This window comes from Streptacidiphilus anmyonensis (genome assembly GCF_000787855.1).
Taxonomy (GTDB): domain Bacteria; phylum Actinomycetota; class Actinomycetes; order Streptomycetales; family Streptomycetaceae; genus Streptacidiphilus; species Streptacidiphilus anmyonensis.
This window is the reverse complement of sequence record NZ_BBPQ01000003.1, coordinates 87,298-110,847: the sequence shown is the minus strand read 5'-3', so window position 1 is coordinate 110,847 and position 23,550 is coordinate 87,298. Positions and strand designations below refer to the sequence as shown.

The 23,550-nt window shown below is 74.2% G+C and carries 20 protein-coding genes; 13 read left to right on the top strand and 7 right to left on the bottom strand.

All coding sequences use genetic code 11. The annotated features are described in order from the left end of the window. The 3 genes from TR50_RS05370 to TR50_RS05360 form a co-directional block, all read left to right on the top strand. A partial coding sequence (locus tag TR50_RS05370) for an ABC transporter permease (RefSeq protein WP_063775005.1) occupies window positions 1-1,165 on the top strand: 1,165 nt, incomplete at its 5' end. Further along, the gene (locus tag TR50_RS05365) at window positions 1,162-2,148 is read left to right on the top strand and encodes an ABC transporter permease (protein WP_042414980.1); all 987 of its coding nucleotides are present in this window, start codon (window positions 1,162-1,164) and stop codon (window positions 2,146-2,148) included. The genes TR50_RS05370 and TR50_RS05365, both read left to right, overlap by 4 nt. Window positions 2,149-2,150: 2 nt before the next feature. Beyond that, the gene (locus TR50_RS05360; RefSeq protein ID WP_042414977.1) at window positions 2,151-3,743 is read left to right on the top strand and encodes a dipeptide ABC transporter ATP-binding protein; all 1,593 of its coding nucleotides are present in this window, start codon (window positions 2,151-2,153) and stop codon (window positions 3,741-3,743) included. A 13-nt stretch (window positions 3,744-3,756) separates the two neighbouring features. Here the strand turns inward: TR50_RS05360 and TR50_RS05355 are convergent, their stop codons facing one another. Next, window positions 3,757-4,095 (bottom strand): hypothetical protein, encoded by a 339-nt coding sequence (locus tag TR50_RS05355; protein WP_052440757.1) that lies wholly within the window; start codon window positions 4,093-4,095, stop codon window positions 3,757-3,759. Window positions 4,096-4,266: 171 nt separating this feature from the next. Here TR50_RS05355 and TR50_RS05350 point away from each other — a divergent pair, with 171 nt between their 5' ends. Beyond that, on the top strand, window positions 4,267-4,485 hold the full coding sequence (locus TR50_RS05350; protein WP_042414974.1) for a dodecin: 219 nt from the start codon (window positions 4,267-4,269) through the stop codon (window positions 4,483-4,485). 33 nt (window positions 4,486-4,518) lie between these two features. Here the strand turns inward: TR50_RS05350 and TR50_RS05345 are convergent, their stop codons facing one another. Then, window positions 4,519-6,288, bottom strand: a complete 1,770-nt coding sequence (locus TR50_RS05345; protein ID WP_042415464.1) for a cation:proton antiporter — start codon at window positions 6,286-6,288, stop codon at window positions 4,519-4,521. A gap of 169 nt (window positions 6,289-6,457) precedes the next feature. Here TR50_RS05345 and TR50_RS05340 point away from each other — a divergent pair, with 169 nt between their 5' ends. Then, entirely contained in the window at window positions 6,458-6,913 is a 456-nt protein-coding gene (locus TR50_RS05340; RefSeq protein WP_042415461.1) for a GNAT family N-acetyltransferase, read from the top strand. Window positions 6,914-6,963: 50 nt separating this feature from the next. On the opposite strand, the gene htpX is transcribed toward TR50_RS05340, so the two are convergent. After that, window positions 6,964-7,914, bottom strand: a complete 951-nt coding sequence (gene htpX, locus TR50_RS05335; protein ID WP_269084782.1) for a zinc metalloprotease HtpX — start codon at window positions 7,912-7,914, stop codon at window positions 6,964-6,966. Between the two features lie 225 nt (window positions 7,915-8,139). On the opposite strand from htpX, the gene TR50_RS05330 reads away from it, so the two are divergent. Further along, window positions 8,140-8,985, top strand: coding sequence for a 3'-5' exonuclease (locus tag TR50_RS05330; RefSeq protein WP_052440756.1), 846 nt, complete (start codon window positions 8,140-8,142; stop codon window positions 8,983-8,985). Window positions 8,986-9,130: 145 nt separating this feature from the next. Here the strand turns inward: TR50_RS05330 and TR50_RS05325 are convergent, their stop codons facing one another. Together TR50_RS05325 and TR50_RS05320 are read right to left on the bottom strand one after the other, a co-directional pair. Further along, window positions 9,131-11,920 (bottom strand): HAD-IC family P-type ATPase, encoded by a 2,790-nt coding sequence (locus TR50_RS05325; RefSeq protein WP_042414968.1) that lies wholly within the window; start codon window positions 11,918-11,920, stop codon window positions 9,131-9,133. A gap of 87 nt (window positions 11,921-12,007) precedes the next feature. Beyond that, window positions 12,008-12,628 carry a ComEA family DNA-binding protein gene (locus tag TR50_RS05320; protein ID WP_152648263.1) on the bottom strand — a complete coding sequence of 207 codons (621 nt, stop codon included), beginning with the start codon at window positions 12,626-12,628 and terminating at the stop codon, window positions 12,008-12,010. Window positions 12,629-12,795: 167 nt separating this feature from the next. On the opposite strand from TR50_RS05320, the gene TR50_RS05315 reads away from it, so the two are divergent. Further along, window positions 12,796-13,014 (top strand): hypothetical protein, encoded by a 219-nt coding sequence (locus TR50_RS05315; protein WP_052440753.1) that lies wholly within the window; start codon window positions 12,796-12,798, stop codon window positions 13,012-13,014. Between the two features lie 4 nt (window positions 13,015-13,018). After that, on the top strand, window positions 13,019-14,758 hold the full coding sequence (polX, locus tag TR50_RS05310) for a DNA polymerase/3'-5' exonuclease PolX (protein WP_042414960.1): 1,740 nt from the start codon (window positions 13,019-13,021) through the stop codon (window positions 14,756-14,758). Window positions 14,759-15,045: 287 nt separating this feature from the next. Here the strand turns inward: polX and TR50_RS05305 are convergent, their stop codons facing one another. After that, window positions 15,046-15,903 (bottom strand): SDR family NAD(P)-dependent oxidoreductase, encoded by an 858-nt coding sequence (locus tag TR50_RS05305; RefSeq protein ID WP_042414955.1) that lies wholly within the window; start codon window positions 15,901-15,903, stop codon window positions 15,046-15,048. A 79-nt stretch (window positions 15,904-15,982) separates the two neighbouring features. Between TR50_RS05305 and TR50_RS05300 the strand changes: the two genes are divergently transcribed. Continuing rightward, on the top strand, window positions 15,983-16,432 hold the full coding sequence (locus tag TR50_RS05300) for a MarR family winged helix-turn-helix transcriptional regulator (RefSeq protein ID WP_042414952.1): 450 nt from the start codon (window positions 15,983-15,985) through the stop codon (window positions 16,430-16,432). Window positions 16,433-16,508: 76 nt separating this feature from the next. Here the strand turns inward: TR50_RS05300 and TR50_RS46500 are convergent, their stop codons facing one another. After that, window positions 16,509-18,122, bottom strand: a complete 1,614-nt coding sequence (locus TR50_RS46500; RefSeq protein WP_160311082.1) for a peptidoglycan-binding protein — start codon at window positions 18,120-18,122, stop codon at window positions 16,509-16,511. A gap of 232 nt (window positions 18,123-18,354) precedes the next feature. Between TR50_RS46500 and TR50_RS42315 the strand changes: the two genes are divergently transcribed. From TR50_RS42315 to TR50_RS05275, 4 genes are all read left to right on the top strand, one after another. Then, the gene (locus TR50_RS42315) at window positions 18,355-20,706 is read left to right on the top strand and encodes a SpoIIE family protein phosphatase (protein WP_152648262.1); all 2,352 of its coding nucleotides are present in this window, start codon (window positions 18,355-18,357) and stop codon (window positions 20,704-20,706) included. A gap of 144 nt (window positions 20,707-20,850) precedes the next feature. Then, window positions 20,851-21,219, top strand: coding sequence for a YciI family protein (locus TR50_RS05285; RefSeq protein WP_042414949.1), 369 nt, complete (start codon window positions 20,851-20,853; stop codon window positions 21,217-21,219). Between the two features lie 4 nt (window positions 21,220-21,223). Then, window positions 21,224-22,474, top strand: coding sequence for an RNA polymerase sigma factor (locus TR50_RS05280; protein ID WP_042414935.1), 1,251 nt, complete (start codon window positions 21,224-21,226; stop codon window positions 22,472-22,474). Between the two features lie 157 nt (window positions 22,475-22,631). Beyond that, window positions 22,632-23,360: a hypothetical protein gene (locus tag TR50_RS05275; RefSeq protein ID WP_042414932.1), complete on the top strand. Its 729-nt coding sequence runs from the start codon at window positions 22,632-22,634 to the stop codon at window positions 23,358-23,360. Window positions 23,361-23,550: the final 190 nt, after the last annotated feature.

Below are 23,550 nucleotides of genomic sequence, written 5' to 3'. Positions count from 1 at the left end.
CGCGACCGCCGTCCGGACCCGGCTGTGGGCCCGCCCCGGCGGGCGGGCCGCCCTGGTCACCGTCGGCATGCTCGTCCTGGTCGCGCTGACCGCGCCCTGGCTCGCCGCGCTGGAGGGCCAGGACCCGAACTCCTTCCACGACACCCTGCTCAACTCCGCGACCGGAGGCAGCCCGAACGGCGCCTTCGGCGGGATCAGCGCCCAGCACTGGCTCGGCGTCGAACCCACCACCGGCCGCGACCTGTTCGCGCGTCTCGTCTACGGCGCCCGGGTCTCCCTCGGCGTCGCGGTCGGCGCGACCCTGGGCCAGCTGCTGCTGGGCCTGCTCGTCGGCCTCGCCGCCGGCCTCGGCGGCCGGTGGGCCGACGCGCTGCTCAGCCGGGTCACCGACCTGGCGCTGGCGCTGCCGACCTTCTTCTTCTCGATCGCGCTGCTGGCGGTCGTCCCGCAGTCCTTCCCGCGACCGCTGTTGCTGGGCCTGATCCTGTCCGGCCTGGGCTGGGCGCCGATCGCGCGCATCGTCCGCGCGGAGACGCGGGTGCTGCGCGAGCGCGAGTACGTCTCGGCGGCGGTCCTGACCGGCGCGAGCACGTGGCGCATCGCGCGCCGCGAGATCCTGCCGGGCCTGGTCGCACCGGTGGCCACCTACACGGCGATCGTGCTGCCGCAGAACATGGTGGCCGAGGCGGGCCTGTCCTTCCTGGGCCTCGGCGTCCGACCGCCGACGTCCTCCTGGGGGCAGATGCTCTCCACGGCCACGACGTGGTTCCAGGTCGACCCGACCTATGTGCTGATCCCGGCGCTGACCCTGCTCGTCTGCGTCCTGGCCTTCGCCGGCCTGGGCGAGGCCCTCCGGGTCGCCTTCGACCCCAAGTCCGCACCGCCTGCGGCAAAGCGCCGCCGCCGGAAGGCGGCGCAGGCCGAGAAGGCGGAGCGGGCCGGGTCGGAGGCGAAGGCGACGCGGCCTGCCGCGCTCATCCCGGCCCCGGCCCGCGAGCCCTCGGCGCGCGGCGCCGTCGCGTCCGGGCCCGGCGCCTCCGCCGCGCCCGGGGTCGACGCGAACGCACCGGCCGGGGACTCGGCTCCCGGGACACCCGCCGCGCGGACCGACAACAACCCCGCACACTCCGCCCACCCCGTCGGCACGAAGGGCGAAGGCCAGTGATCCGCTTCCTGCTCCGCCGTCTGCTCGGCGCAGCCGCCGTACTGCTGGCCCTCGCCGCGCTGACCTACCTGCTGTTCTACGCCATGCCCGGCGACCCGGCGCAGCTCGCCTGCGGCAAGGGCTGCACCGCTCCGCAGCTCGCCCAGGTGCGCCATGCGCTCGGCACCGACCAGCCGGTGGTGCGGCAGTTCTGGACGTTCCTCACCACGCTGGTGCTCGGTCACAGCTTCAGCACCGGCCCGTCCACGGTGTGGTGCTCCGCGCCCTGCCTCGGGTACTCGTACCAGAGCAACGAGGCCGTCACCCAGATGCTGCTGGACCGGCTGCCGGTCGACGTCTCGCTCGCGCTCGGCTCGGCCGCGCTGTGGCTGCTGCTCGGCATCGGCACCGGCCTCTTCGCCGCGCTGAAGCCCGGCCGCTGGCGCGACCGGATCACCAACACCGTGATCCTGACCCTCGGTTCGACGCCGGTGTTCGTGATGGCGCTGCTGCTGCTCATGGGCGCCTGCGTCTGGCTCCAGGTCCTGCCGTTCCCCAACTACGTGCCGATCACCGAGGATCCGGTGCAGTGGGCGCAGAACCTGCTGCTGCCGTGGCTGGCCATCGCGCTGGTCTCGGCCGCCGGGTACACCCGGCTCACCCGGGCCGGGGTCCTCGAGACGCTGAACCAGGACCACATCCGCACCCTGCGCGCCTACGGCTACCCGGAGCGGCGGATCGTGCTGCGGCACGCCGTGCGCGGCGCGCTGCCGACCGTGGTGACGGTGGCGGCGATGGACATCGGCATGGTGCTGGCCGGAGCCGTCTTCACCGAGACCATGTTCGGCCTGCCGGGCCTCGGCAAGCTGGCGGTCGAGTCGGCGGGCACCGTCGACCTGCCGGTGGTCTGCGGGATCACCCTGCTGGCCGGAGCACTGATCGTCGTCGCCAACACCGTCGCCGACCTGCTGCACGCGGCGCTCGACCCCCGAGTCAGGATCTGACCATGACCCACGACCTCGTTCTGCGGGTCGAAGACCTGCGGGTGACCCACCCCGGACCGGTCACCGCCCTCGACGGCCTCTCCTTCGAGCTGGCGGCCGGTCAGGTGCTGGGCCTGGTCGGCGAGTCCGGCTCGGGCAAGTCCGCCGCTGCGCTCGCGCTGCTCGGCCTGCACCGCGGGACGCGGACGCGGGTCGAGGGCGGCATCCTGCTGCACCGGGCCGACCGCCCCGTCCTGGACCTCAACCAGGCGGGCGACGCCGAGCTGCGCACCGTGCGCGGGCCCGAGCTGGCCATGGTCTTCCAGGAGCCGCTGACCAGCCTCGACCCCTACCGTCGGGTCGGCGCCCAGATCGCCGCCGCCTACCGCCTGCACACCGGCGCCTCACGCGCCGAGGCCAGGCAGCGCACGGCCGAGGTGCTGGACCGCGTCGGCATCGACCCGAAGCGGGCCCGGGACTACCCGCACCAGTTCTCGGGCGGGATGCGCCAGCGCGTGCTGATCGCCATGGCGCTCGCCCTGCGTCCGCGCGTCCTGGTCGCGGACGAGCCGACGACGGCGCTGGACGTGACCGTCCAGGCGCAGATCCTGCGCCTGCTGGACGAGTTGCGCCAGGAGACCGGCATGGCGCTGGTGCTCGTCAGCCACGACGTGGGCGTGGTCGGCGGCCTGGCCGACGAGGTCGTGGTGCTGCGTCAGGGCCGCGCCGTCGAGCGGGGCGCGACCGCGCGGTTGCTCGGCCGCCCCGAACACCCCTACACGCAGGCCCTGCTGCGGGCCGTGCCGCGTCTCGACGCCCCGCTGCCGGAGCGCCAGGCGCCTGCGGCGGACGACGTGCTCGTCGAGACGGCCGGACTGCGGGTCGACTTCGGTTCCGTCCAGGCTCTGCGCGGCGTGGACCTGACGGTGCGTCGGGGCGAGACGCTGGGCGTCGTCGGGGAGTCCGGTTCGGGCAAGTCCACGCTCGGCCGCGCCCTGGTCCGGCTGCAGGACCCGACGAGCGGGACCGTCCGCTTCGACGGCCAGGACCTTGCCTCGTGGCGCGGCCGCGAGCTGCGACGTCGCCGCCACGAGCTGCAGATGGTCTTCCAGGACCCGACCTCCTCGCTCAACCCGCGGCGCCTGATCGGCGACTCGGTCGCCGAGCCGCTGCGGGTGCACGGCGGGCGCGACGAGGCGAAGCTGCGGGCCGAGGCGGTCGCCCTGCTCGAACGCGTCGGCCTCGATGCCGCGCACGCGGACCGCTACCCGCACGAGCTCTCCGGCGGTCAGCGCCAGCGCGCGGCGATCGCCCGCGCGTTGATCCTGCGGCCCAAGCTGGTCGTCTGCGACGAGCCGGTCTCGGCGCTGGACGTCACGACCCAGGCCCAGGTCGTCTCGCTGCTGCGGGAGCTGCGCGAGGAGTTCGAGCTGACCCTCGTCTTCATCGCCCACGACCTGGCCGTGGTGCGCTCGGTGAGCGACCGGGTGGCGGTGATGCGCAAGGGCGAGGTCGTGGAGACCCTGGCGGCAGCGGAGCTGACGCGACCTCAGCACGAGTACACCCGGGCTCTGCTGGACGCGGTGCCGCGTCTGGACGCGGTCACCGCCGGCTGACCACTACTGACCGCTACTGACCGACGAAGGAGAAGCTGCGGTAGATCTGGCCGAGCCCGCTCGGCTTGGAGGCGCCGACGGAGGTGTTGGTGGAGAGGTAGACGTTGGTGCCGGTGCAGTTCGTCGACGAGTAAAGACGCATGTCGGCGATGGTGCCGTTCATCACCGTCGTCACGCCGATGGGCGCGAAGCGGTGGCAGGCGGTCGCGGTCGGGTTCGAGAGGATCTGCACGACGGTCCCGTCGACGTTGGTCGCCGTCACCGTCCCCTGCGGCGGGTCCGAGCACCCGGCCAGCGCCACGACGAGCACGGCCCCGCCCAGCAGGACGGCGACGGATCGGCTGCGGGACATCTGCGTTCCTCCCGAGGCTCGGCGACACGAGCCTCTCGGCCCTGATCCGACGCTAGGCTCGCCCCTCCCGCGCCGCAGCCCGGCCGCGCCGTCCGGGTGAGCACCGCCCGCGTGGCGGGCCGTGACGCTCTGCGCGAAGGTGGAGTGAGCTGCCCTTCGATGGAGGCTGAGATGAGCGACCACACCTACCGCGTCACCGAGATCGTCGGCACGTCCGCGGACGGCGTCGACGCCGCCATCCGCAGTGCGCTCGGACGCGCGGCGAGGACCCTGCACGGCCTGGACTGGTTCGAGGTCACCCAGATCCGCGGCTCGATCGAGAACGGCGAGGTCAAGCAGTTCCAGGTCGGCCTCAAGGTCGGCTTCCGCCTGGACGAGACCACCGGCTGACGCCAGTCGGGGAGCCCCTGCCCAGGTGGTTCTTCATGCGTCCCGGGTGGCGGGACGTTCCGTCGGGCCGAAGGCGATGAGCGTGCCCGCCTCCGCCGGGGTCCAGGACGCCGGGTCGGTGGCGGGCGTCAGCCCGCCCCTCGCGTCGACGGTGAACAGCGCGGTGTACCCGCGCGGGAGCGGCTGCTCGGCGGGGTGGGTGGTGACGCGCGCGCCGGAGGCGTGGAGCGCGGAGGCCGCGCCGCCGGCCAGCGCGCCGCCGAAGAGCGCGGGGCCCGTGTCCGCCACCACCGGGGCGTCGCCGTCGGGGACACAGCCGAGGTGATGGACCGGCAGGCCCTCGCCCTCGATGACCGCGGCGGCCAACGCGTTGAACCCGTCGTCCTCGCCCAGCAGGAAGACCGCCGTCAGGCCCAGCTCCTCCGCGCCCCGCTCCGAGACCGCGGCCAGCAGCTCGCCCTCGGCGAGCTCCAAGCCGGCCGCCGCCGCGCGTTCCCGCTCGCCGCTGCGGGCCGCCCAGAGCAGGACCTCCACGCCCGCCTCGCGCAGCACCCGCGCGAGCTCGACGACCCACGGCGCGCCGCCGACCAGCAGGGGCCGGGACCTGGCCGGCCGCACCACGCGCAGGCGGCGGGCCACCGGCAGCGCGGTGAGGCCGTAGAGGGTGACCGTGGCCACGATGACCACGAAGGTGGCCGGAAGGATCTTCTGGGCGCCGCCGACGCCCGCGCTCGCGAGGCCGCTGGAGAACGTCGCGGCCGTGGACGCGGCCACGATGCCGCGCGGGGCCATCCAGGCGAGGAAGCCGCGCTCACCCCGGCTCAGATCCGTGCCGAGCGTGGAGACCCCCGCCACCAGCGGCCGGACCGCCACCACCAGGACGGCCGCCAGCCCGAGTGCCGGCAGCACGACGTGGTGCAGGGAGGCTGGGGTGACCGACGCGGAGATGGACACGAACAGCAGCCCCACCACGAGCGAGACCAGCGTCTCGAAGAACGGCTGACGAACCGGCAGGTCGTAGTGGGAAAGGCTGGCCACCGCCACGCCCATGACGATCGCGGAGACCAGCCCGGCGTCGTCACGGAACGCGTCGCACAGCGCCGCCACGCCGACGACCACCGCGAGCTGGGCCGTCGTGCCCAGGATCTCGTCGAGCCGCAGCACGCTCAGCAGCCACCACAGCAGCAGCGCCCCCACGGCGCCGCCGAGCAGGCCGACGCCCGCGCTGGCCAGGAACTCGCCGACCGCCGCGTGCACCGAGCGGCCCTTGCCGGAGACCAGCGCGCTGAAGACGAGCGCCCCGAGAATGCCGCCGACCGCGTCGATCAGCGAGCCCTCCCAGAGCAGGATCCGCTGCACCCGCTCGGTGGGGCGCACGAAGGCGAGCAGCGGTCCGACGACGGTGGGCCCGGAGACGACCAGGATCGCGCCGAGCATCGTCGCGGCCTGGCCGCCGATCCCCAGCAGCGGCACGGCGAGGAGGGCCGCGGCGGGCAGCGTCAGCAGCGTGCCGAACAGGACCAGCCGCCGGACCGTCCGGCGGGGGTGGCCGGTGAGGCGGCGCAGGTCGAGGCCGAGTCCGGCGTCGTAGAGGATGACGGCGACGGCGAGGGAGACCAGCGGCACGAAGGACGGACCGATGAGCTCGTCAGGGTGCACCCACGTGGTCGCGGCGCCTGCCGCGAAGCCGGCGGGGAGCAGCACGATGATCGCCGGGATCCGCAGCCGGGAGGCGAGGACCTGCGAGCCGACGGCGAGCACCACCGTGAGCCCCGCCCCGACCAGGATCTGTTCGGAGGTCAGCACCCGCCCGCTCCCTCCGTGCCCTGACCCGGTCCACCCGATGCTCACACGCCCCCGCCGCAGGGGCGACCCGGGTCACCCGGACGGCGCGGCAACGACGTCGTAACGAGCCGGAAACCTCTGTCGACTTGTCTGTATGTCAGTACGGCAAGGGAAGGTGCGCACCGGCATGAGAATCGTCGTCGACGACCTGTCAGGTCCACAGATCGCGGGCTTCCTCGAGGAGCACGTGCGGCAGATGCGGGAGATCTCACCGCCGGAGAGCAAGCACGCGCTCGATCTGGACGGCCTGCGCCGCCCCGGGATCACGTTCTGGTCCGTCCACGACGGCGACCAGATCATCGGCTGCGGCGCGCTCAGGCGTCTGGACGCCGACCACGCCGAGCTCAAGTCGATGCGGACGGCCGTCGCCCGCAAGCGCGGCGGCGTCGCCTCCCGCCTGCTGGAGCACATCCTGGCGGAGGCACGGCGCACGGGCTTCTCACGGATCAGCCTGGAGACGGGCTCCGCCGACTTCTTCCTGCCCGCACGAAGCCTCTACGCGAAGTTCGGCTTCACCGACTGCGGGCCGTTCGCCGACTACCGCCCCGACCCGCTCAGCACCTTCATGACGCGCACGCTCTGAGCCGTCAGACCCCGAGCCCCCAGACCTCTAGCCTTTCAGACCGCGAGCCGTCAGTCCTCGCCGAGGTCGTGGGAGATCCGCCCGAGCGCGTCGAGGCGGGACTGCAGCGTGGGGTGGGTCGACATCAGCTGGGCGAACCTGCCCTCACCCTCTCCCTCGCCCTCATGTCCGGTGGGCACCGGGGCGAAGAGGAAGGCGCTGAACGCCTGCGCGGTGCGCAGGTCCTTCGTCGGGATCCGGGCGGCCGTCCCGCTCACCTTGACCAGCGCGGAGGCCAGCGCCGACGGGCGCCCGGTCAGCTGGGCGGCGGAGCGGTCCGCGGCGAACTCGCGGTATCGGGAGAGCGCGCGGATCATCATGAAGCTCAGCGCGTACACCGCCGCCGACACCACCACCACGGCGGCGACGATCAGCGCCGTGTTCTGGTCGCGGCGGGCACGGCCGCCCACCAGCCCGGAGTAGAAGCCGACCCGGACGGCCAGTCCGGCCAGCACACCGAGGAACGAGGCGACGGTGATCACCACGACGTCCCGGTGGGCGATGTGGGAGAGCTCGTGCGCGAGCACCCCGTCGAGTTCGTCGCCATCGAGACGGCGCAGCATGCCGGTGGTCACGCAGAGCACGGCGTGGTCGGCGTCGCGGCCGGTGGCGAAGGCGTTCGGCAGATCGGTGTCGGCGACGGCCAGGCGCGGCTTCGGCATGTCCGCGAGCGCGCAGAGCCGGTCGACGGCGCCATGCAGCCGGGGTTCCTGCTCCGGCGTGACCTCGTGCGCCTTGAGGGCGAACAGCGCCATCCGGTCGGAGAACCAGAACTGGGCGGCGAGCAGCCCGCCGGCGACGACCACGACCAGCACCGCCGACTTCAGCAGTGCGATGAGCACCGCGGCGAAGACGACGTAGAGCAGGCCTAGCAGGAAGACCACGGTGGCCATGCGCACCGTGAGCTGGCGGTCCGGCGCGAAGCGGGACCGGGAGCGGGGAGAAGCAGACTGAGATCGCACGGTGATCGCCTCCGCGAATGCACAGACCCGCGCGCCGGCAACGGTCCGTGCCGGACGCCTCCAGCGTAGGCGCGTCAGCCGCGAAACGGACAGATGACGGCCGGTTCTCTGCCGGAATCGGCGACAGCGGCCCTGCCCGGAGCCGTCGGCAGGCCGCTGTCATACCCGGGGGTTAGATTGCGAAGAAGATCAGCGGGGCCGGGAGAGAAGACCGGGAGAGAGACGATGCGCGATTGGCTGCCGCGGGCCCGAGCCCGCCGCCTGCTGGGCCGCCTGGGCCTTGCACGGCGCGGTCGACGCGCCCGGCTGAGCTGCTTCGACGCCGGCTCCCTGACGCGTGCGCACGGGCGTGGCGTCGACCCGCGCTCGCTGGTCTTCGCGGCGGTCGACCTGGAGACGACGGGGTTGGAGCCCGGCGTCGACCGCGTCTGCGAGATCGGGGTGGTGCGATTCCGGGCCGACGGCGTGGTGCTGGACGAGTACACGACGCTGCTCGACCCGCAGCGTCCCATGGCCGCGACCGCGATCCACGGCATAGCCGCCGAACAGGTGCGGGGTGCGCCGACCTTCGCCGAGGTCGCCCCGGAGCTGGAGCGGCTGCTGGCCGGGACGGTTGTCGTCGCCCACAACCTGGCCTTCGAGGACGCGTTCCTCGCGGCGGAGTTCCGGCGCGCCGGACGCCGGCCGCCCCGCTGGCCGGGGCTGTGCACGCTGGTCACCGCCCGGGCCCAGCTCGACGGCCCCGGCTTCGGGCTCGCCGCCCTCCACCGCAGCCTGACCGACAACCCGGTCGGCGCGGCCCACACCGCGCTCGGGGACAGCCGCGCCGCGGCGGAGGTGCTGGCAGCACTCCTCGCCCAGTCCCCCACCCCGCTGCGGTATCGCGGCCGCCGACCGCAGGCCGTCGCGCCGACACCGGCTCCGGCGCTGGTCCCGTCCGCGGCAGCAGCGACGGCAGCGGCGCGGGAGCCTCGTGCCCCCGCCGCGCTGCACGCCCCCGACAGCACGGCTCCCCTCCCCCACCACAGCTGGCGGCCCCGGGAACGCGCCCCCGAATGGCGACGCCCCTGAGCCGCGCTCACCCTGCGGAGCGCGCGTGGCGGCGGCTCTGCGCACGACGGCCCGACGAGGTGGGCACCGCAGCCACGGAAGCCGCAGGCACGCACTCCGGGGCTGGCCAGCCAGGAGCGTCGGCACTGCGCAGCGGTGCCGCGCGTCAGCGGGGCCGGCTGCTGCGGAACGCCGCCACGAAACGCCTCGCGGCCAGCAGTGCCGCCGCGTATCCGGCGAGGATCACGCCGAGCAGGGCGTAGAACTCGCCGGGCAGCAGGCGCAGGCCCAGGGACGCGCCCAGCGGGGTCGCCGGGAGCAGGACACCGATGACGACCAGGCCGAGGTTCGCGGCCCGGACCGGCCAGGCCGCCGGGGACCACTCCCGGGTGCGGCGGGCGGAGGTGCGCAGGAGGTGGACGGTGACGGCCTGGGTGATCAGGTTCTCGGTGAACCACCCGGAGTGGAACAGCACCTGCGCGTGCGAGGCGTCCAGGCCCGCCGAGAGGGCGCGCAGGACCGCGAAGGTGGCCACGTCCGCGCAGGCGTTGACGACGCCGAAGAAGAGCGCGAAGCGCGCCAGACGGGCACGGGTGAGACGGCGCGGCGCGGCCGTCGCGCCGCCGTCCCACAGGGGCCGGTCGAAAGCCAGGGCGAGCTGGGCGACGTCGAAGCAGAGGTTCTGGGCCAGCACCTGCGCGGGCAGCATCGGCAGGAACGGCACGGCCGCGCCGGCCGCCAGCATCGCCAGGACATTCCCCAGGTTGGAGGCGAGGGTGATCCGCAGGTAGTTGCCCACGTTGGCGACCGCCGTGCGCGCCGCGCGGAGCGCGGCGGGCAGTCGGCGCAGTGCGTCCTCGCCGAGGACCAGGTCGGCGGTGCGGCGCGGGCCCGGGTCGAGGGCGGCGGGCGAGCCGATGCCGACGTCGGCGGCGTGCAGGGCGGGCAGGTCGTTGAGGCCGTCGCCGAGGAAGCCGACGGTGTGGCCCGACGCCTGGAGCGCGCGCACCAGCCGGGCCTTGCGCGCGGGGGTGAACAGGGCGAAGACGGTCGTCCGTTCGGCCGTGCGGCCCAGCTCCGCGTCGTCCATCGCGTCGGCCTGCGGGCCCAGCAGCGGAGTACCCGGGTCGAGCCGGACCGCGCGGCAGGCGTGCACCGCGGCCCCGGGACGATCGCCGGTGACGATCTTCACCGCGAGGCCCGCGGCGGCCAGCTCCGCGAGGGCGCCCGCCGCGTCCGGCTCCGTCGCGTCGGAGAGGCAGACCAGGCCCAGCAGGGTGAGCCCGTGCGGGTCCTCCGCGCGACGTCGCGCGGCGCGGGCGCCGGGACCGGGCGCGGGGACGTCGGTCTCGGCGGTCGCGACGGCGAGCACGCGCAGCCCGTCCGCGGCGCGGGCGTCCGCGAGGGCGACGATCGCGTCCCGTCGTCCCGGGGTCAGCGCACGCTCGCGGCCCTCGACGCGCTCGTCGGCACAGCGCCCGAGAACGTCCTCGACGGCGCCGGTGACGCAGATCGTCCGGGCGCCGAGCCCGACGGGGCCGTGCACCACGGCGACGGCGATGCGGCGGCTCGGCTCGAACGGGACCGCGAAGACGCCCGTCAGCCGGTCGGCGAAGGCCGGATCCGCCGCCCAGGCGGCGTCGAGCAGGGCCTCGTCGACGGAGTCGACCAGCGGCGGGTCGCCCAGGTCGGTGCAGACGAGGCTGGTGACGGCGGCCCAGTGCGCGGGCGCGGGATCAGGGTGGCCCTCGGGGTCGAGGCCCTGGTCGAGGGTGAGCCGGTCACGGGTGAGGGTGCCGGTCTTGTCCGTGCACAGCACGTCGAGGGCGCCGAGGTCGTGCACGGCGGTGAGCCGCCGGGCGTAGACGCCGCCGCGCCGCAGCAGATCCGACTGGCGGGCCAGCGCGGCGGTCACGACCAGCAGCAGCATCTCGGGCGTCAGGCCCATGGCGACGGCGGCCGCGTAGGGGACGACCTCCCAGGTGTGCCCCTCCGCCAGCGCCCCCACCAGCAGGGCGGCCGCGCCGGAGAGGAGAGTCAGCCGCAGCAGCAGCCCGGAGACGGCGCGCGCGGTGCGGTCGAACGCGGTCCGCCGCGGCGACGCCCCGACGGCCTGCGACGCGACCCTCGTCTCCGTCGTCCCCGCCGTCGCCCCCTGCGTGGCGTAGGCCGCCTCCGCAGGGCGCCCCGGCTCAGTCGAGTAGGCCGCGGGCGCGGGCCCTCCGGCGAGAAGGGTGTCCGCGCCGGTGGCGACGACGACGCCGGTCCCGGTGCCGCGCACGACGGTGCACCCGCGCAGGCACACCCGCTCGTTGTCCGGAGTCTGAAGGCTGTGAAGGCCGGGGGCGGCGGACGCCGAGGCCCCGAGCGCGCGCTTGACCACGGGCAGGCTGACGCCGGTCAGCGCCGACTGGTCCAGCGTCAGGCCGCTGGAGCGCACCAGCACCAGGTCCGCCGGCACCCGGTCGCCGGGCGCGAGACGGACGAGGTCGCCAGGGACGAACTGGTCGAACGGCAACTCCCGGGCGCGGGCCTGGGCCGGGCCGCCGTCCGCGGTGACACGGCGACGCACGACGGTCGCGGTCCCCTCCGCGAGCCCGCGCAGCGCGGCGGCGTCCTGCTCCGCCCGCACCTCGCCGACCAGGCGCAGCGCCACACCCGCGACGACGAGCGCGGACAGCACGGCCGCGCTCCCGAAGGCGCCGGACAGGCAGGTGACCGTGATGAGCAGGCACAGCGTCGCGGCGTAGGGGTCGCGCGCCTGGGCGGCGACGCGCCGGGCGAAGGAGGGCGAGCGCGGAGCGGGCAGGGTGTTCTCACCGTGCTCGACCAGCCGCAGCTCGGCCTGCCGTTCGTCGAGTCCGCCGAGGCCGGTCCCGAGCGCGCGCAGCACCTGCAGGTCGCTCCCGGCCAACTGCGTCAGTGGTGCCTCCTCGCCACGCTGCTGTCGAGGCAAGGTTATCCGGCCGCGCGACGCGGCAAGGGCGCGGGAGAGCCGGGAAGAGCCGGGGTGACGGCGAAGGGGTGACGGCGAAGGTGACCGCTACGGAAGGAAGACGACGCGGTCGGCCAGTTCCTCGGCGACGCCGCGCGGCAGGTCGGCCCAGACCTCGAGTTCCGCCACACTGCCGAACCCGCCGCGTTCGCCGCGCGCGGCGACGATCCGGTCGGCGTACTCGGAGGTCATCCCCGGCAGGCCGGCCAGCACGGGGGCGGGCACGTGGTTGACGTCGGCGAGCCCGCCGTCGTCGTACTGGTGGGCCAGATCAGGCCGCCCGATGCCCAGATCGCGCGCGAGCGCGGGGTCGCGTTCCACAAGCTCGCGCGCCTGCGCGCGGCGGTTGCGCCGGTCGAGTGCGGCGGTGACGGCCGGGTCCTGGGCGGACGGGCCGATCAGCTTCGGGCGCAGGGAGAAGGTGGTCGCCAGTCCCCCGCCCACCAGCACGGTGGCGATCAGCGCACCGGCGGCGGAGTTCCGCGCGCTGTCGGGGGGCGCCTGAGCCATCCACAGCGCGACGACCGTGACCGCCGCGTCGACGGCGGCCAACGCGGCGACGGCCCGCGAGCGCAGTCGCCAGGCGGCCCATGCGGCGACGGCGGCGGTTCCCATGCCCACCGTGAACAGCGGCAGCAGAGCCCAGAACACGCTCCCGGCGGAACTCATCCGCCCACCAGGACGCACGTTTTGACCTATTTCACCCGATTCAGACACGTTCTCACCGTAGATCGGCCCGCCCTCCCCGGCACCCTCACCTCACCCCGTGACCCTCCGGGCGACCACCAGGCCCGGGACCTGCCGCACTGTCGGCGTTCGGCGCTAACGTGGCAGCTGTGAGCGACGACCAGGACCAGCCCGAGGAGCCGGAGGAGGGCGGCGAGCCCGCCTGCTGGCTGCATCGGCTGTGCCCGGAGTGCGACGCGGTGCAGCACGAGGCGCGCCCGGCGCGCTGCTGGCGGTGCGGCGCGTCCTTGGACGGCCCGTCCCTGGGCGGCACGTCCTTGGACGGCACGTCCTTGGGCGGCGAGGCGGACGCTCCCGACCTACCCTGAGCCAATGGCCCGGCTCAACGACCAGGTCCAGGCGCTGCTCGAGGAGTACGCCGACCTGCTGACCATCACCGGCGGGGACGCGTTCCGGGCCCGCGCCTACGAGAAGTCCGCGCGGGCGATCGGGGGCTGGCCGGCCGATCTCGCCGCCATGGACCCGAAGGACATCCTGGAGATCCCCGGCGTCGGCAAGTCGACGGTCGGCAAGATCGACGAGGTCCGGCGCACCGGCACCCTCGATGCCGTCGAGAAGCTGCGCCAGAGGATCCCGCCCGGCGTCCGCGCGATGATGAAGGTGCCCGGCGTGGGGCCCAAACGGGCGCTGACCCTGCACCAGGATCTGGGCGTCTCCAGCGTGGACGAGCTGCGCGCCGCCGCGCAGGCCGGACGCCTGCACGACCTGCCGGGTTTCGGCGGCCGCACCGAGGAGAACATCCTGCACGGCCTGGACGTGCTGCACGCCTCCGCCGGCCGCGCCGACCTCGGGACCGCGACCTCCCTCGCCGAGGAGGTCACGGCCGCGCTGGGCGCGGTGCCCGGCTGCCTGCGCTGCACCTGGGCGGGATCGCTGCGCCGTCTGCGCGAGACCGTCGGCGACCTGGACGTCCTGGCCGCGGCCCACGAGTCAGCTCCGCTGATGGACGCCTTCGTCACCCTGCCCGCGGTGGCGGACGTGATCGTCCAGGGCTCGACCAAGACGTCCGTGCGCACCGCCGCCGGCCTGCAGATCGACCTGCGCGTGGTCGCCCCGGAGGCGTGGGGGGCGGCGCTGGTGTACTTCACCGGCTCGAAGGCGCACAACATCAAGCTGCGCACGATGGCTGTCCGGGCGGGCCTCAAGCTCTCCGAGTACGGCCTGTTCGACAACGAGACGGGCGCGAACGTCGCCTCGGCGACCGAGGAGGACGTCTACGCCGCGCTCGGCCTGCCCTGGATCCCGCCGACGCTGCGGGAGGACCGGGGCGAGGTGGAGGCCGCGGCGGCGGACGAGCTGCCGACCCTGGTCACCGAACGCGACCTGCGCGGCGACCTGCACACCCACACCGATCTCACCGACGGGGTGGCCTCGCTGGAGGACATGCTCGCCACCGCGAAGGCCCGGGGCTACGCGTACTACGCCGTCACCGACCACGCCCCCGACCTCGTCATGCAGCGCATGACGGACGAGAAGATGCTGGCCCAGCGCGCCCGCCTGCGGGAGCTCGCGGAGGCGGGCACGTACGGCCGGATGCGCCTGCTCCACGGCACCGAGCTGAACATCGCCCCCGACGGCTCGGTGGACTGGCCCGCGGAGTTCCTCGCCGGGTTCGACGTCTGCGTCGCCTCCGTCCACTCCCACTTCGGCGCGGACCGCGCCACGCAGACCCGCCGTCTGATCCGCGCCTGCGAGAACCCGCACGTCCACATCATCGGCCACCCCAGCGCGCGCCGGATCGGCCGCCGGGCGCCCATCGACGTGGACTGGCCCGCGGTCTTCGCGGCGGCGGCGCGCACGGGCACGGCCCTGGAGATCAACGCCGCGCCGGGGCGGATGGACCTCAACGACGAACACGTCCGTGCGGCCCGCGCGGCGGGCGTCCGGTTCTCGATCGACAGCGACGCGCACTCGACCGTGCAGCTGGCCAACCCCCGCTTCGGCGTGGGCACGGCCCAGCGGGCCTGGCTGGGAACGGAGGACGTCATCAACACCTGGCCCTGGCAGAAGTTGAAACGCTTCCTCAGCAAGCCCGCCGCGCAGGCGGGTTGAACAGCCCGCCCGTGTGCGTCGGCTCGGTCCGGCGACGCCGGACCGAGCTCCCGGTAGGTTGTCCGCGTCGCGGGGGCGACGCGCACGACGGACCGGGACTCGGTCTGCCGCTCCTGACGGCAGCCGCCCTGGCGGCGATGAGCTGAACGTACGAGCCTCCAGGCCGGGAGACGTGACCGACCGCAGGTCGGGCCAGGCGTCCATGGAGGCACACCCCGCGCGTTCGGCCGGGGGCCTCCGCGGCCGGGCCGCGGGTCGGCCGAGCGCGCGGAGCCGGCGGGACGGCCTCAGCGGCCGACCCACCCCGAGGTCATCTTCTGGACGGCCGCGCCGTCCAGGTCGGACAGCTTGGTGGAGACGAAAGCCCGCGCGGTGTCGCTGGTCTGGACGCGGAACGGCGGCTCGGCCGCGTCCAGGACGTCGACGATCGACGCCGCCGCGTCCGTCGAGGTCTGCGCGGCGGCGAACGCGCCGCGCGTGCGGGCGACATAGGACTCGAGCGCGGGGCCGTAGGGGCCGGCGGCGGCCACCATCGCCGGGATGTCCAGCTCCTGGCTGGCCACGAACTCACTCGCCACCGCGCCCGGCTCCACGACCGTGACCCTCACGCCCACGGACGCGGCGACCGGCGCGAGCGACTCCAGGAAGCCCTCCGCCGCGAACTTGGCCGCGCAGTACGCCTCGTTGAACGGCTGGCCGACGACGCCGCCGACGCTGGTGACCGTCACCACACGGCCGCCCGTCGCGCGCAGGTGCGGCATCGCCGCGCCCGTCACCTCGACGACGCCGAAGAAGTTGACCTCCATCGCGGTGCGGAACAGCTCCGTGCCGCCGTGCTCGACCGTGCCGACGACGCCGGCGCCAGCGTTGTTGACCAGGGCGTCGAGGCGGCCGTGGGCGGCCAGCACCTCCTCCAGGCAGGCGGCGACGGACTCCTTGTCGGTGACGTCGAGGCGGCGCACCTCCACGCGGTCGGCGACGCCCGCCGCCTCGGCGGCGGCGGTGAGCGCGCCGGACTTGGCCGTGTCGCGCATGGTGGCGACGACGTGCCAGCCGGCCTGCGCCGCCGCGACGGCCGCGGCGAGGCCGATCCCGGTGGAGGTACCGGTGATGAGGACGATACGAGTGGTTCCGTCGGCAACCATGCCAAACTCTCCGTTTCTGTGCGTGCGCACACACCGTACGACTTCTGTGCGCGCACACGCAACCCGATAAGCTGTCGTTATGACCCGCGCCGAGCCGACCATGGGCGAACTCTCCGCCCGCGACCACGCCTTCTACGGTCTCATCTGGGCCGGCACCACCCTGGCCGCCCACGTCGACCGGGCGCTGATGCGCACGCACGAGCTGCCGCTCTCCTGGTTCGAGGTGATGCTCTGGCTCAACGGCCAGACCGAGCCCGTGCCCGCCTCCGCACTGGGCGCGAAGACCCTGCTGAGCCGACCGCAGGTGTCACGGGTCGTGGACGCGCTGCAGGCGCGCGGGCTGGTCGCCCGCACGCCTGCCCCGCACGACGCGCGCTCGGTGGAGATCGCACTGACCCCCGAGGGTCGCACCGCCTTCGCCGAGGCCGACGCGACCCGCCGGGCGGCCCTCGCCGAGGTCTTCAACGACCGCCTCGACGACGCGGACATCGACGCGCTCGAGACGGTCTGGGCCAAGCTCAAGGCCTGACCCCGCCCGCCCGACCGCGTCCGCCTGGCGCCGTCCGCCTGGCCTCGTCCGCTTGGCCTCGTTCGCCGAACGGCGTTCAGCCGATCGTCCGCAGGCCGCGTTCGCGCAGCTGCTCGTCGTAGAGGCTGGCCGGCAGCACCGCCCTGCCACCGCTCACCACCTGCCCGTTCGAGCCGGAGAGGAGCGGGCCGGTACAGCCGAACGCCCAGTTGTCCGCGGTCGGCGGCGCCTGCACCTCGTAGCCGAGGGTGGTGACGCAGTTCCACGCGGTGCTGTTCGCGTCCGACCAGCCGTGCCCGGTGCCGCGGCTGCCGTTGTTCACCATCAGCAGCGTCCCCGCGACGGTGACCTGGTCGTAGAGCGTGCCGCTGCCCCAGCGCTGGTGGCCGCCCGAGTCGTACGCCGTCTGCGTCAGCCTGGCGGTGCAGCGCGAGTAGACGTTCGGGCCGGACTGGTGGGCCTCGGTGGTGAAGGCGTGGATCTTCGACGCCGTGACCAGGCAGTCCTGGATCAGGTTCTGCTGGCCTTCGAGGGTGTAGCCGTCGGAGCGGGCCGAGGTGGCGTCGTTGACCAGCATGTCGAGCGTCGCGGTGTGCAGCACGCTGATCCGGCGGCTCTGCGAGCCGAGGCCGGCGACGCCGTCCTGGCCGAAGTGCTCACCGGTCACGTCCTGCACCCAGGCGTCCTGGACCGCGCCGAAGGAGGAGAGGCTCGCGCCGTAGAAGTCCTTGGCGTAGTTCGGGTCTGCGGCCATGGCACGGCCGTCGGCGCTCAGATCCTCGATGCCGACGTGGTCGATCCGCGGGAAGGTGTAGCGGTAGACGGTGGCCTGCGTGTACTTCGCCTCCAACGCGGTGGTCAGCGGGGCGTCGAGACTGAGCCGGTGACCGCTGATCGCGGTGATCCGGCGCTCGGAGTACAGGCTCCAGTTCGGCGACCACAGCGTCCGCATGCCGAGCGCGTCGATCCACGCCTGGGTGGTCGGCCGCTGGACGACGACCTCGGAGCCGATCTTCAGGCCGGAGGTGCTCGCGACGTCGAGCGAGGTGGCGCCGACCGGCACGTAGGAGTCGGTGACCTTGGTGGCCGCGCCGACGGCGGTATAGCGGGAGGAGCCGCCGACGGTGATCAGGGTGCGGGCGGTCGCGCCGTGCGCGACGAGGCGGGTGCCGCCGGAGCCGTTGCCGGAGCCGCGCAGGACGACGCCGGAGGCGTCGATGTGCAGGGCGCTGTCGATCCGGTAGCCGCCGGGCGCGAGCAGCACCGCGCCGCGCAGGCCGTTCGCGCCGACCGGCAGCTTGGCGACGGCGTTGATCGCCGCCTGGATGCGCGCGGTGTCGTCCCCGCCGCTCGGCGCACCGACGCGCTGCCGGACCGCGGCGACGGGCAGCGGGACACCGCCGCCCTCGTAACCGGCGAAGGAGTAGTCGGGGACACGGTTGCCCTGTGCGTCGTGCCCGTAGACCAGCTTGCCCCCGGTCCAGGAGATCCAGTTCGTGGCGCCGGTGGTGCCCGTCGCCTGCGCGGCGCTGGTCGCGTGTACCGCGCGCGTCGCGTTCGTCGCGCCCCGCGTTCCGGTGACCGAGGCGCCGGCTCCGGCGGCCGCGTAGACCCCGGCGCCGACGACGAGCGGCACGACCGAAGCGAGGAGGAGAGTGCGCCGCCTGCGGCGCTTATGGCTGATGCTCACGGGACGCCATCATGACAACCGCGCGTCAATCTCGTAAAGCTGCCTTACCTGATTCTGTCCCGCTCGCCACGCAACGTTCGCTCCTGTGTTCCCGCTGCGACTTCGCTGGGATTCCACTCACAGGTTCCCCGGCTCGGGGCGCACATCGCACACGCGCTCGGGCAAGATGGACGCTCGGACCAGGGGAAGCGGATGCGCCGCACCCGGCCCGGGGTGATCATGGATTGAGTTCTTGCCGATCGGGGGACGAGGGGAGAACGTGGGCGCGGAGGCCCCGAAGCGGGACGCCGCCGCGGCAGCCTGGCACGCGGCGGCCGCAGTCATGGCCGGTGCGCACAGCGGTGCGGCCGGCATGGCCGACGAGGGGGAGGCGCTGTCGGCCCTCGTGCTGGACGCGCTGCCCGTGGGCGTCGCGCTGCTCGACGCCCAGCTCCGCTGGCGCTACGCGAACGACGCCTTCCTCCGCCTCACCGGCCTGCCGCCGGAGGCGACCTCCGGCCGACCCCTCAGCGCGACACCGCTCCGTCCCGCGTCCACGCCCGCGTCCGCTTGGGGCCCGGGCGGCGGAACCGGCATCGGCACCGGCATGGGCCTCGGCACAGTCGACGTGGCGGCCGCGGCGGCGCTGGTCCTGGCGGACGGCGCGACCCGCGAGCTGGTCACCGGCCCCGCCGACGAACCCATCCGCATGCGCCTCCAGCGCATCGCCCCCGAGGCGGCCACGCCCGCGCCGCCCCCGACTGCCGTCCCCGCACCCCCTGCTCCCGCGAGGGGAGACGTCCCGGCGACCGAACCCACGCCCGAAGCGGTCGACGCGCCCGGAGCCGAGACCACGGTGGAGAGCGGGACCGTCGCGGAGGCGGAGCGCCAGGCCGAGGCCAGTACCACCCCCGCGACCGCGCCCGGCGCGCAGACCGGCGCGGAGACCGGCCGGGCACCTCGTGCCGGGCGGCGAGCCGGCCGGCCGCCCGAGACCACGGCGGGGTCCGCTCCCCTGCGCCCGGTCCCCCCGGCGGAAGCCGAGTCCGGCGCGATGGTGCTCGTCGTGGCGCTGCTGGAGGCTGCGCCACCGCCACCGCCACCCCCACCGCCTCTGGCGCAGTCCGAAGCCGGCGCCCGTGCCGAAGCCGATGCCACCCCCGATGCGGATGCCCGCGCCGGTACGGCGGGTGCGGTGCCGCCCGGCGCGGAGGGGGCCGCTGCCACCGCCGCCGCGGCATCGCAGGCACAGCCCGGAGGGCCGTCCGGGGCTGCGCCGTCCGAGCCGCCCGACGGGGAGGAGCGCGCGCGTCGGCGGCTCGCCACCCTCACTGCCGCGGCCGAGCGCATCGGCACCACGCTCGACACCGACACCACCTGCGCCGAACTGGCGCGGTTCACCGTGCCCGGCCTCGCCGACCTCGCCACCGTCGACATCCTGCCGCCCGGTGTTCCCGAGCACCGGCTCGGCATGCCGCTGGGCACCCTGCGGCTGCTGCGCGCGGCGGTGGCCGCACGTCCGGAACTGCACCCGCATCTCGCCACGCTGGCCCACCCCGGCGAGTCGGTCCGGCACCGCGAGGGCTCACTGGTGGCGCGTAGCCTCGTCGCCGCCAAGCCGGTGCTGCTGGACCTCGCCGCGATCGACGAGGGCGCCGAGGGAGCGGCGGCCATCTCGGATCCGGCGACGCTGGAGGTCTACCGCGCGGCGGGCATCGCCTCCGTGCTGGCCGTCCCGCTCGCCGCCCGTGGCCACCTCGTCGGCGCACTGACGCTGGCGCGCGCCCCGCACGGCTCCGGCGAGGGGTTCTCGGACGAGGACGTCGCGCTGATCGAGGACCTGGGCGGCCGTGCCGCCCTCAGCATCGACAACGCCCGCCGCTTTATGCGTTCCCAGGGCATCGCCCTGGAGCTCCAGCGCGCCCTGCTGGCCGAGCCGGCCAACCCGCACCCGAACATGGAGATCGCCTGCCGCTACCTGCCCTCGGGCAGCAGTTCGGTCGTGGGCGGCGACTGGTACGAGAGCGTGCGCCTCCCCTTCGGGCGCACGCTGCTGGTGATCGGCGACGTGATGGGCCACGGCGTCGAGGCGGCGGTCGACATGAGCACGTACCGGTCGATGCTGCGGTACGTCGCGGTCATGGACCTCCCGCCGCACCGCATCCTGCGCCAGCTCGACGCCATGATCTCCGAGAACGACGCGGCCCGGCCCGCGACCTGCCTGCTGGCGCTGGTCGACCCGCCGCGCAACCGCGTGACCTTCGCCAGCGCGGGCCACCTGCCGCCCGCGCTCGTCGACCCGAACGGCGTCACCGAGCTCGTCCCGGTGCCGAGCGCGCCGCCGCTCGGCACCGGGATCGGCGGCTACCAGCAGCTCGTCCGCGAGCTGAAGCCCGGCGCCGTGCTGCTGCTCTACACCGACGGCCTGGTCGAGCGCCGCCACGAGGACATCGACGTCTCGCTCGAACGCCTGGCCGCGCTCCCGCTGCCGGTCGCGGGCGACCTCGACGACCTCCTCGACGCCGCGCTGCACAGCTCCACCCCGAGCGAGGCCGAGGACGACATCGCCGTCCTCGCCGCCCGGGTACGCCCACGCCCCTCCTGAGCGGGCCCGGGGTCCTTCGCAGCCCTCGGGAGAATTCCTGGAAATCTCCCGGCCGGAGTGTCGATCCGGCCGGTGGCCGTTCGTAGTGGTGGTATCAGCCCGGCAGGAGGCCGGACCGGAACCGAACGCACCGAGGAGTTCGCCATGAGCGCCACGAAGATGTACCTGCTCTCCGTCCACATGGTCGAGGGTGAGAAGCCGCCGTCCGAGGAGACCATGCAGACCATGTACGCGGACGTGGACCGCTTCAACCAGAAGCTCCAGGCCGACGGCGCCTGGGTCTTCGCCGGCGGTCTGCTCCCGGCGGACATCGCCACCGTCGTGCGCGCCCAGCCGAACGGCGAGGTGCTCACCACCGACGGGCCCTTCGCCGAGACCAAGGAGCACCTCGGCGGCTTCTGGGTGGTGAAGGCCGCCGACCTCGACGCCGCGCTCGCGCTGGCCGCGGAGGGCAGCAGGGCCTGCCAGGGCCCCGTCGAGGTGCGGCCCTTCCAGGAAGTGCCGGAGCAGTAACCCCTTGTCCGACAGCACGCCCCCGAGCGCGTCCGGGACCGAGCGGGTCTTCCGGGAGGAGTACGGACGCTGCGTGGCCGCCCTGATCCGCTTCCTCGGCGACATCGACCTCGCCGAGGAGGCGGTGCAGGAGGCCTTCACCGTCGCGCTCGAGCAGTGGCCGCTGCGCGGCCTGCCGCCCAACCCCGGTGCGTGGATCACCACGACGGCGCGCAACCGCGCCATCGACCGGCTGCGCCGCGAGGCGTCCCGGCACGACCGCCACCGCGAGGCGCAGCGGCTGCTCGACGCGACGACGACCACCCCCGAGGAACGCGCGGCAGAGGAGGGGCCCGTGTCCGACGACCGCTTGCGGCTGCTGTTCACCTGCTGCCACCCCGCCCTTGCGCCCGCCGCACAGGTCGCGTTGACGCTGCGTCTGCTCGGCGGCCTGCAGACCGCCGAGATCGCCCGCGCGTTCCTGGTGCCGGAGGCGACCATGGCCCAGCGCCTCGTCCGCGCCAAGCGCAAGATCAAGGGCGCGGGCATCCCCTACCGGGTCCCGCGCGAGGCGGAACTGCCGGACCGGCTGAAGGGTGTGCTCGACACCATCTACCTGGTCTTCAACGAGGGTTGGACCGCCTCCGCAGGAGACGCCCTGGTACGTGAGGACCTCTGCGCGGAGGCGCTGCGCCTCGCCCGCGTCCTGGTCGAGCTGATGCCGGACGAGCCGGAGGCGGTCGGCCTGCTCGCGCTGCTGCTCCTGACGCACGCACGGCGTGCGGCCCGGACGCGCGCCGACGGGACGCTGGTGCTCCTCACCGATCAGGACCGCGGCCTCTGGGACCAGACCGAGGTGGCCGAGGGCCAGGCGCTGGTCCGCGCCTGCCTGCGGCGCGGCGCACCGGGCCCGTACCAGATCCAGGCGGCCGTCAACGCCGTGCACAGCGACGACTCCCTGGACGAGCGGCAGCGGTGGCAGCAGGTCCTCGCCCTGTACGACCTGCAGCTCCGTCTGGCCCCGACGCCGGTCGTCGCGCTCAACCGGGCGGTCGCGCTCGCCGAGGTCTCCGGTCCGGAGACGGGGTTGGCGGCGATCGACGCCCTGCGCGAGCCGCTGGCGGCGTACCAGCCGCTGCACGCCGCCCGCGCGGATCTACTGCGCCGGCTGGCGCGCGAGGCGGAGGCGGCGTCGGAGTACCGCGCGGCCCTGGAGCTGACCGCGAACGAGACGGAACGGGCCTTCCTGGAGAGCCGGTTGGCCGAGCTCGGCTGAGAGCGCTTCAGCGCGGCTGACAGCGGAACGCCCTCCCGACACTCGACTTCACTCGGACGAGTGGTGCCAAATGTCTCGTACATGCCCAGATGATCTGGAATGGTGGAAACCGGCCATAGTTCGCAGTTGGTCCACCACCTCCCGAGGAAGGGCGCAGATGGCGCGCGTCACAGGAAAGCTCGGCAAGCTCGGGCCTCAGTTCCCGGTCGGCCTCAAGCAGTTCACCGCCTACGCGGCGGCGCCGCTGCCGGCGCCGCCCGCCGCCGTCGACTGGGCGACCAAGGTCGACACCTGGCCGATGGACGGCAACGACCAGTACGGCGACTGCACGATGGCCGCCGCCGCGCACCTGATCCAGTCGTGGAACGCGCAGACCGCCCAGGCGGACACGGTGCCCACCGAGCAGGAGGTGGTGGACGAGTACTTCCACCTCTCCGGCGGCAAGGACACCGGCCTCGTCGAGTCGAAGGTGCTGGCCGACTGGCAGAAGAAGGGGCTCTGGGGCAACCGGATCATCGCCTACGCCCCCGTCAACGTCCACGCGCAGACCGCGATCAAGCAGACCATCTCGCTCTTCGGCGGCGTCTACGCGGGCATCCAGGTCCCGGCGAACGCCCAGACGCAGTTCCAGGACGGCAAGCCCTGGTCGCTGGAGGGCAACTGGCAGACGGAACCGATCGTGGGCGGCCACGCCGTCCCGCTGCTCGGCTACGACGCCGACTGGCTCTACGTCGTCACCTGGGGAGCGGTTCAGCAGGTCGCGTGGGACTGGTGGCAGACCTACGGCGACGAGGCGTGGGCCGTGCTGGCGCAGGAGTACCACGAGGCCGGCATCGTCAACGGCATCGACATCGCCACCCTGACGGCGGACCTCAAGCAGATCTGATCCCGACCCGGCCCGGCCCCCGCCTGGATGCCGTCCGAGTCGTCCCGGCCGGGGGTGGGGGCCGCCGGGCCCCACCGCCGGCCGGGCACGGTACGGCCACACGGCATGCCCTGGCGGCCCGTCAGCTTCCGTGGCCGGCACGGCGCGCGCGAGGCGGGAGACCCCCGCACTGCCGGACCCGCGACGCAGC

Coding starts and splice junctions, on each gene's coding strand:
- TR50_RS05320 (WP_152648263.1), bottom strand. CDS start 12,628: ATGAGTTCCGCCGGGAGCGTGTTCTGGGCTCTGCTGCCGCTGTTCACG.
- TR50_RS05350 (WP_042414974.1), top strand. CDS start 4,267: ATGAGCGACCACACCTACCGCGTCACCGAGATCGTCGGCACGTCCGCG.
- TR50_RS05360 (WP_042414977.1), top strand. CDS start 2,151: ATGACCCACGACCTCGTTCTGCGGGTCGAAGACCTGCGGGTGACCCAC.
- TR50_RS05300 (WP_042414952.1), top strand. CDS start 15,983: ATGACCCGCGCCGAGCCGACCATGGGCGAACTCTCCGCCCGCGACCAC.
- TR50_RS05275 (WP_042414932.1), top strand. CDS start 22,632: ATGGCGCGCGTCACAGGAAAGCTCGGCAAGCTCGGGCCTCAGTTCCCG.
- TR50_RS05285 (WP_042414949.1), top strand. CDS start 20,851: ATGAGCGCCACGAAGATGTACCTGCTCTCCGTCCACATGGTCGAGGGT.
- TR50_RS05355 (WP_052440757.1), bottom strand. CDS start 4,095: ATGTCCCGCAGCCGATCCGTCGCCGTCCTGCTGGGCGGGGCCGTGCTC.
- TR50_RS05305 (WP_042414955.1), bottom strand. CDS start 15,903: ATGGTTGCCGACGGAACCACTCGTATCGTCCTCATCACCGGTACCTCC.
- polX (WP_042414960.1), top strand. CDS start 13,019: ATGGCCCGGCTCAACGACCAGGTCCAGGCGCTGCTCGAGGAGTACGCC.
- TR50_RS05340 (WP_042415461.1), top strand. CDS start 6,458: ATGAGAATCGTCGTCGACGACCTGTCAGGTCCACAGATCGCGGGCTTC.
- TR50_RS05330 (WP_052440756.1), top strand. CDS start 8,140: ATGCGCGATTGGCTGCCGCGGGCCCGAGCCCGCCGCCTGCTGGGCCGC.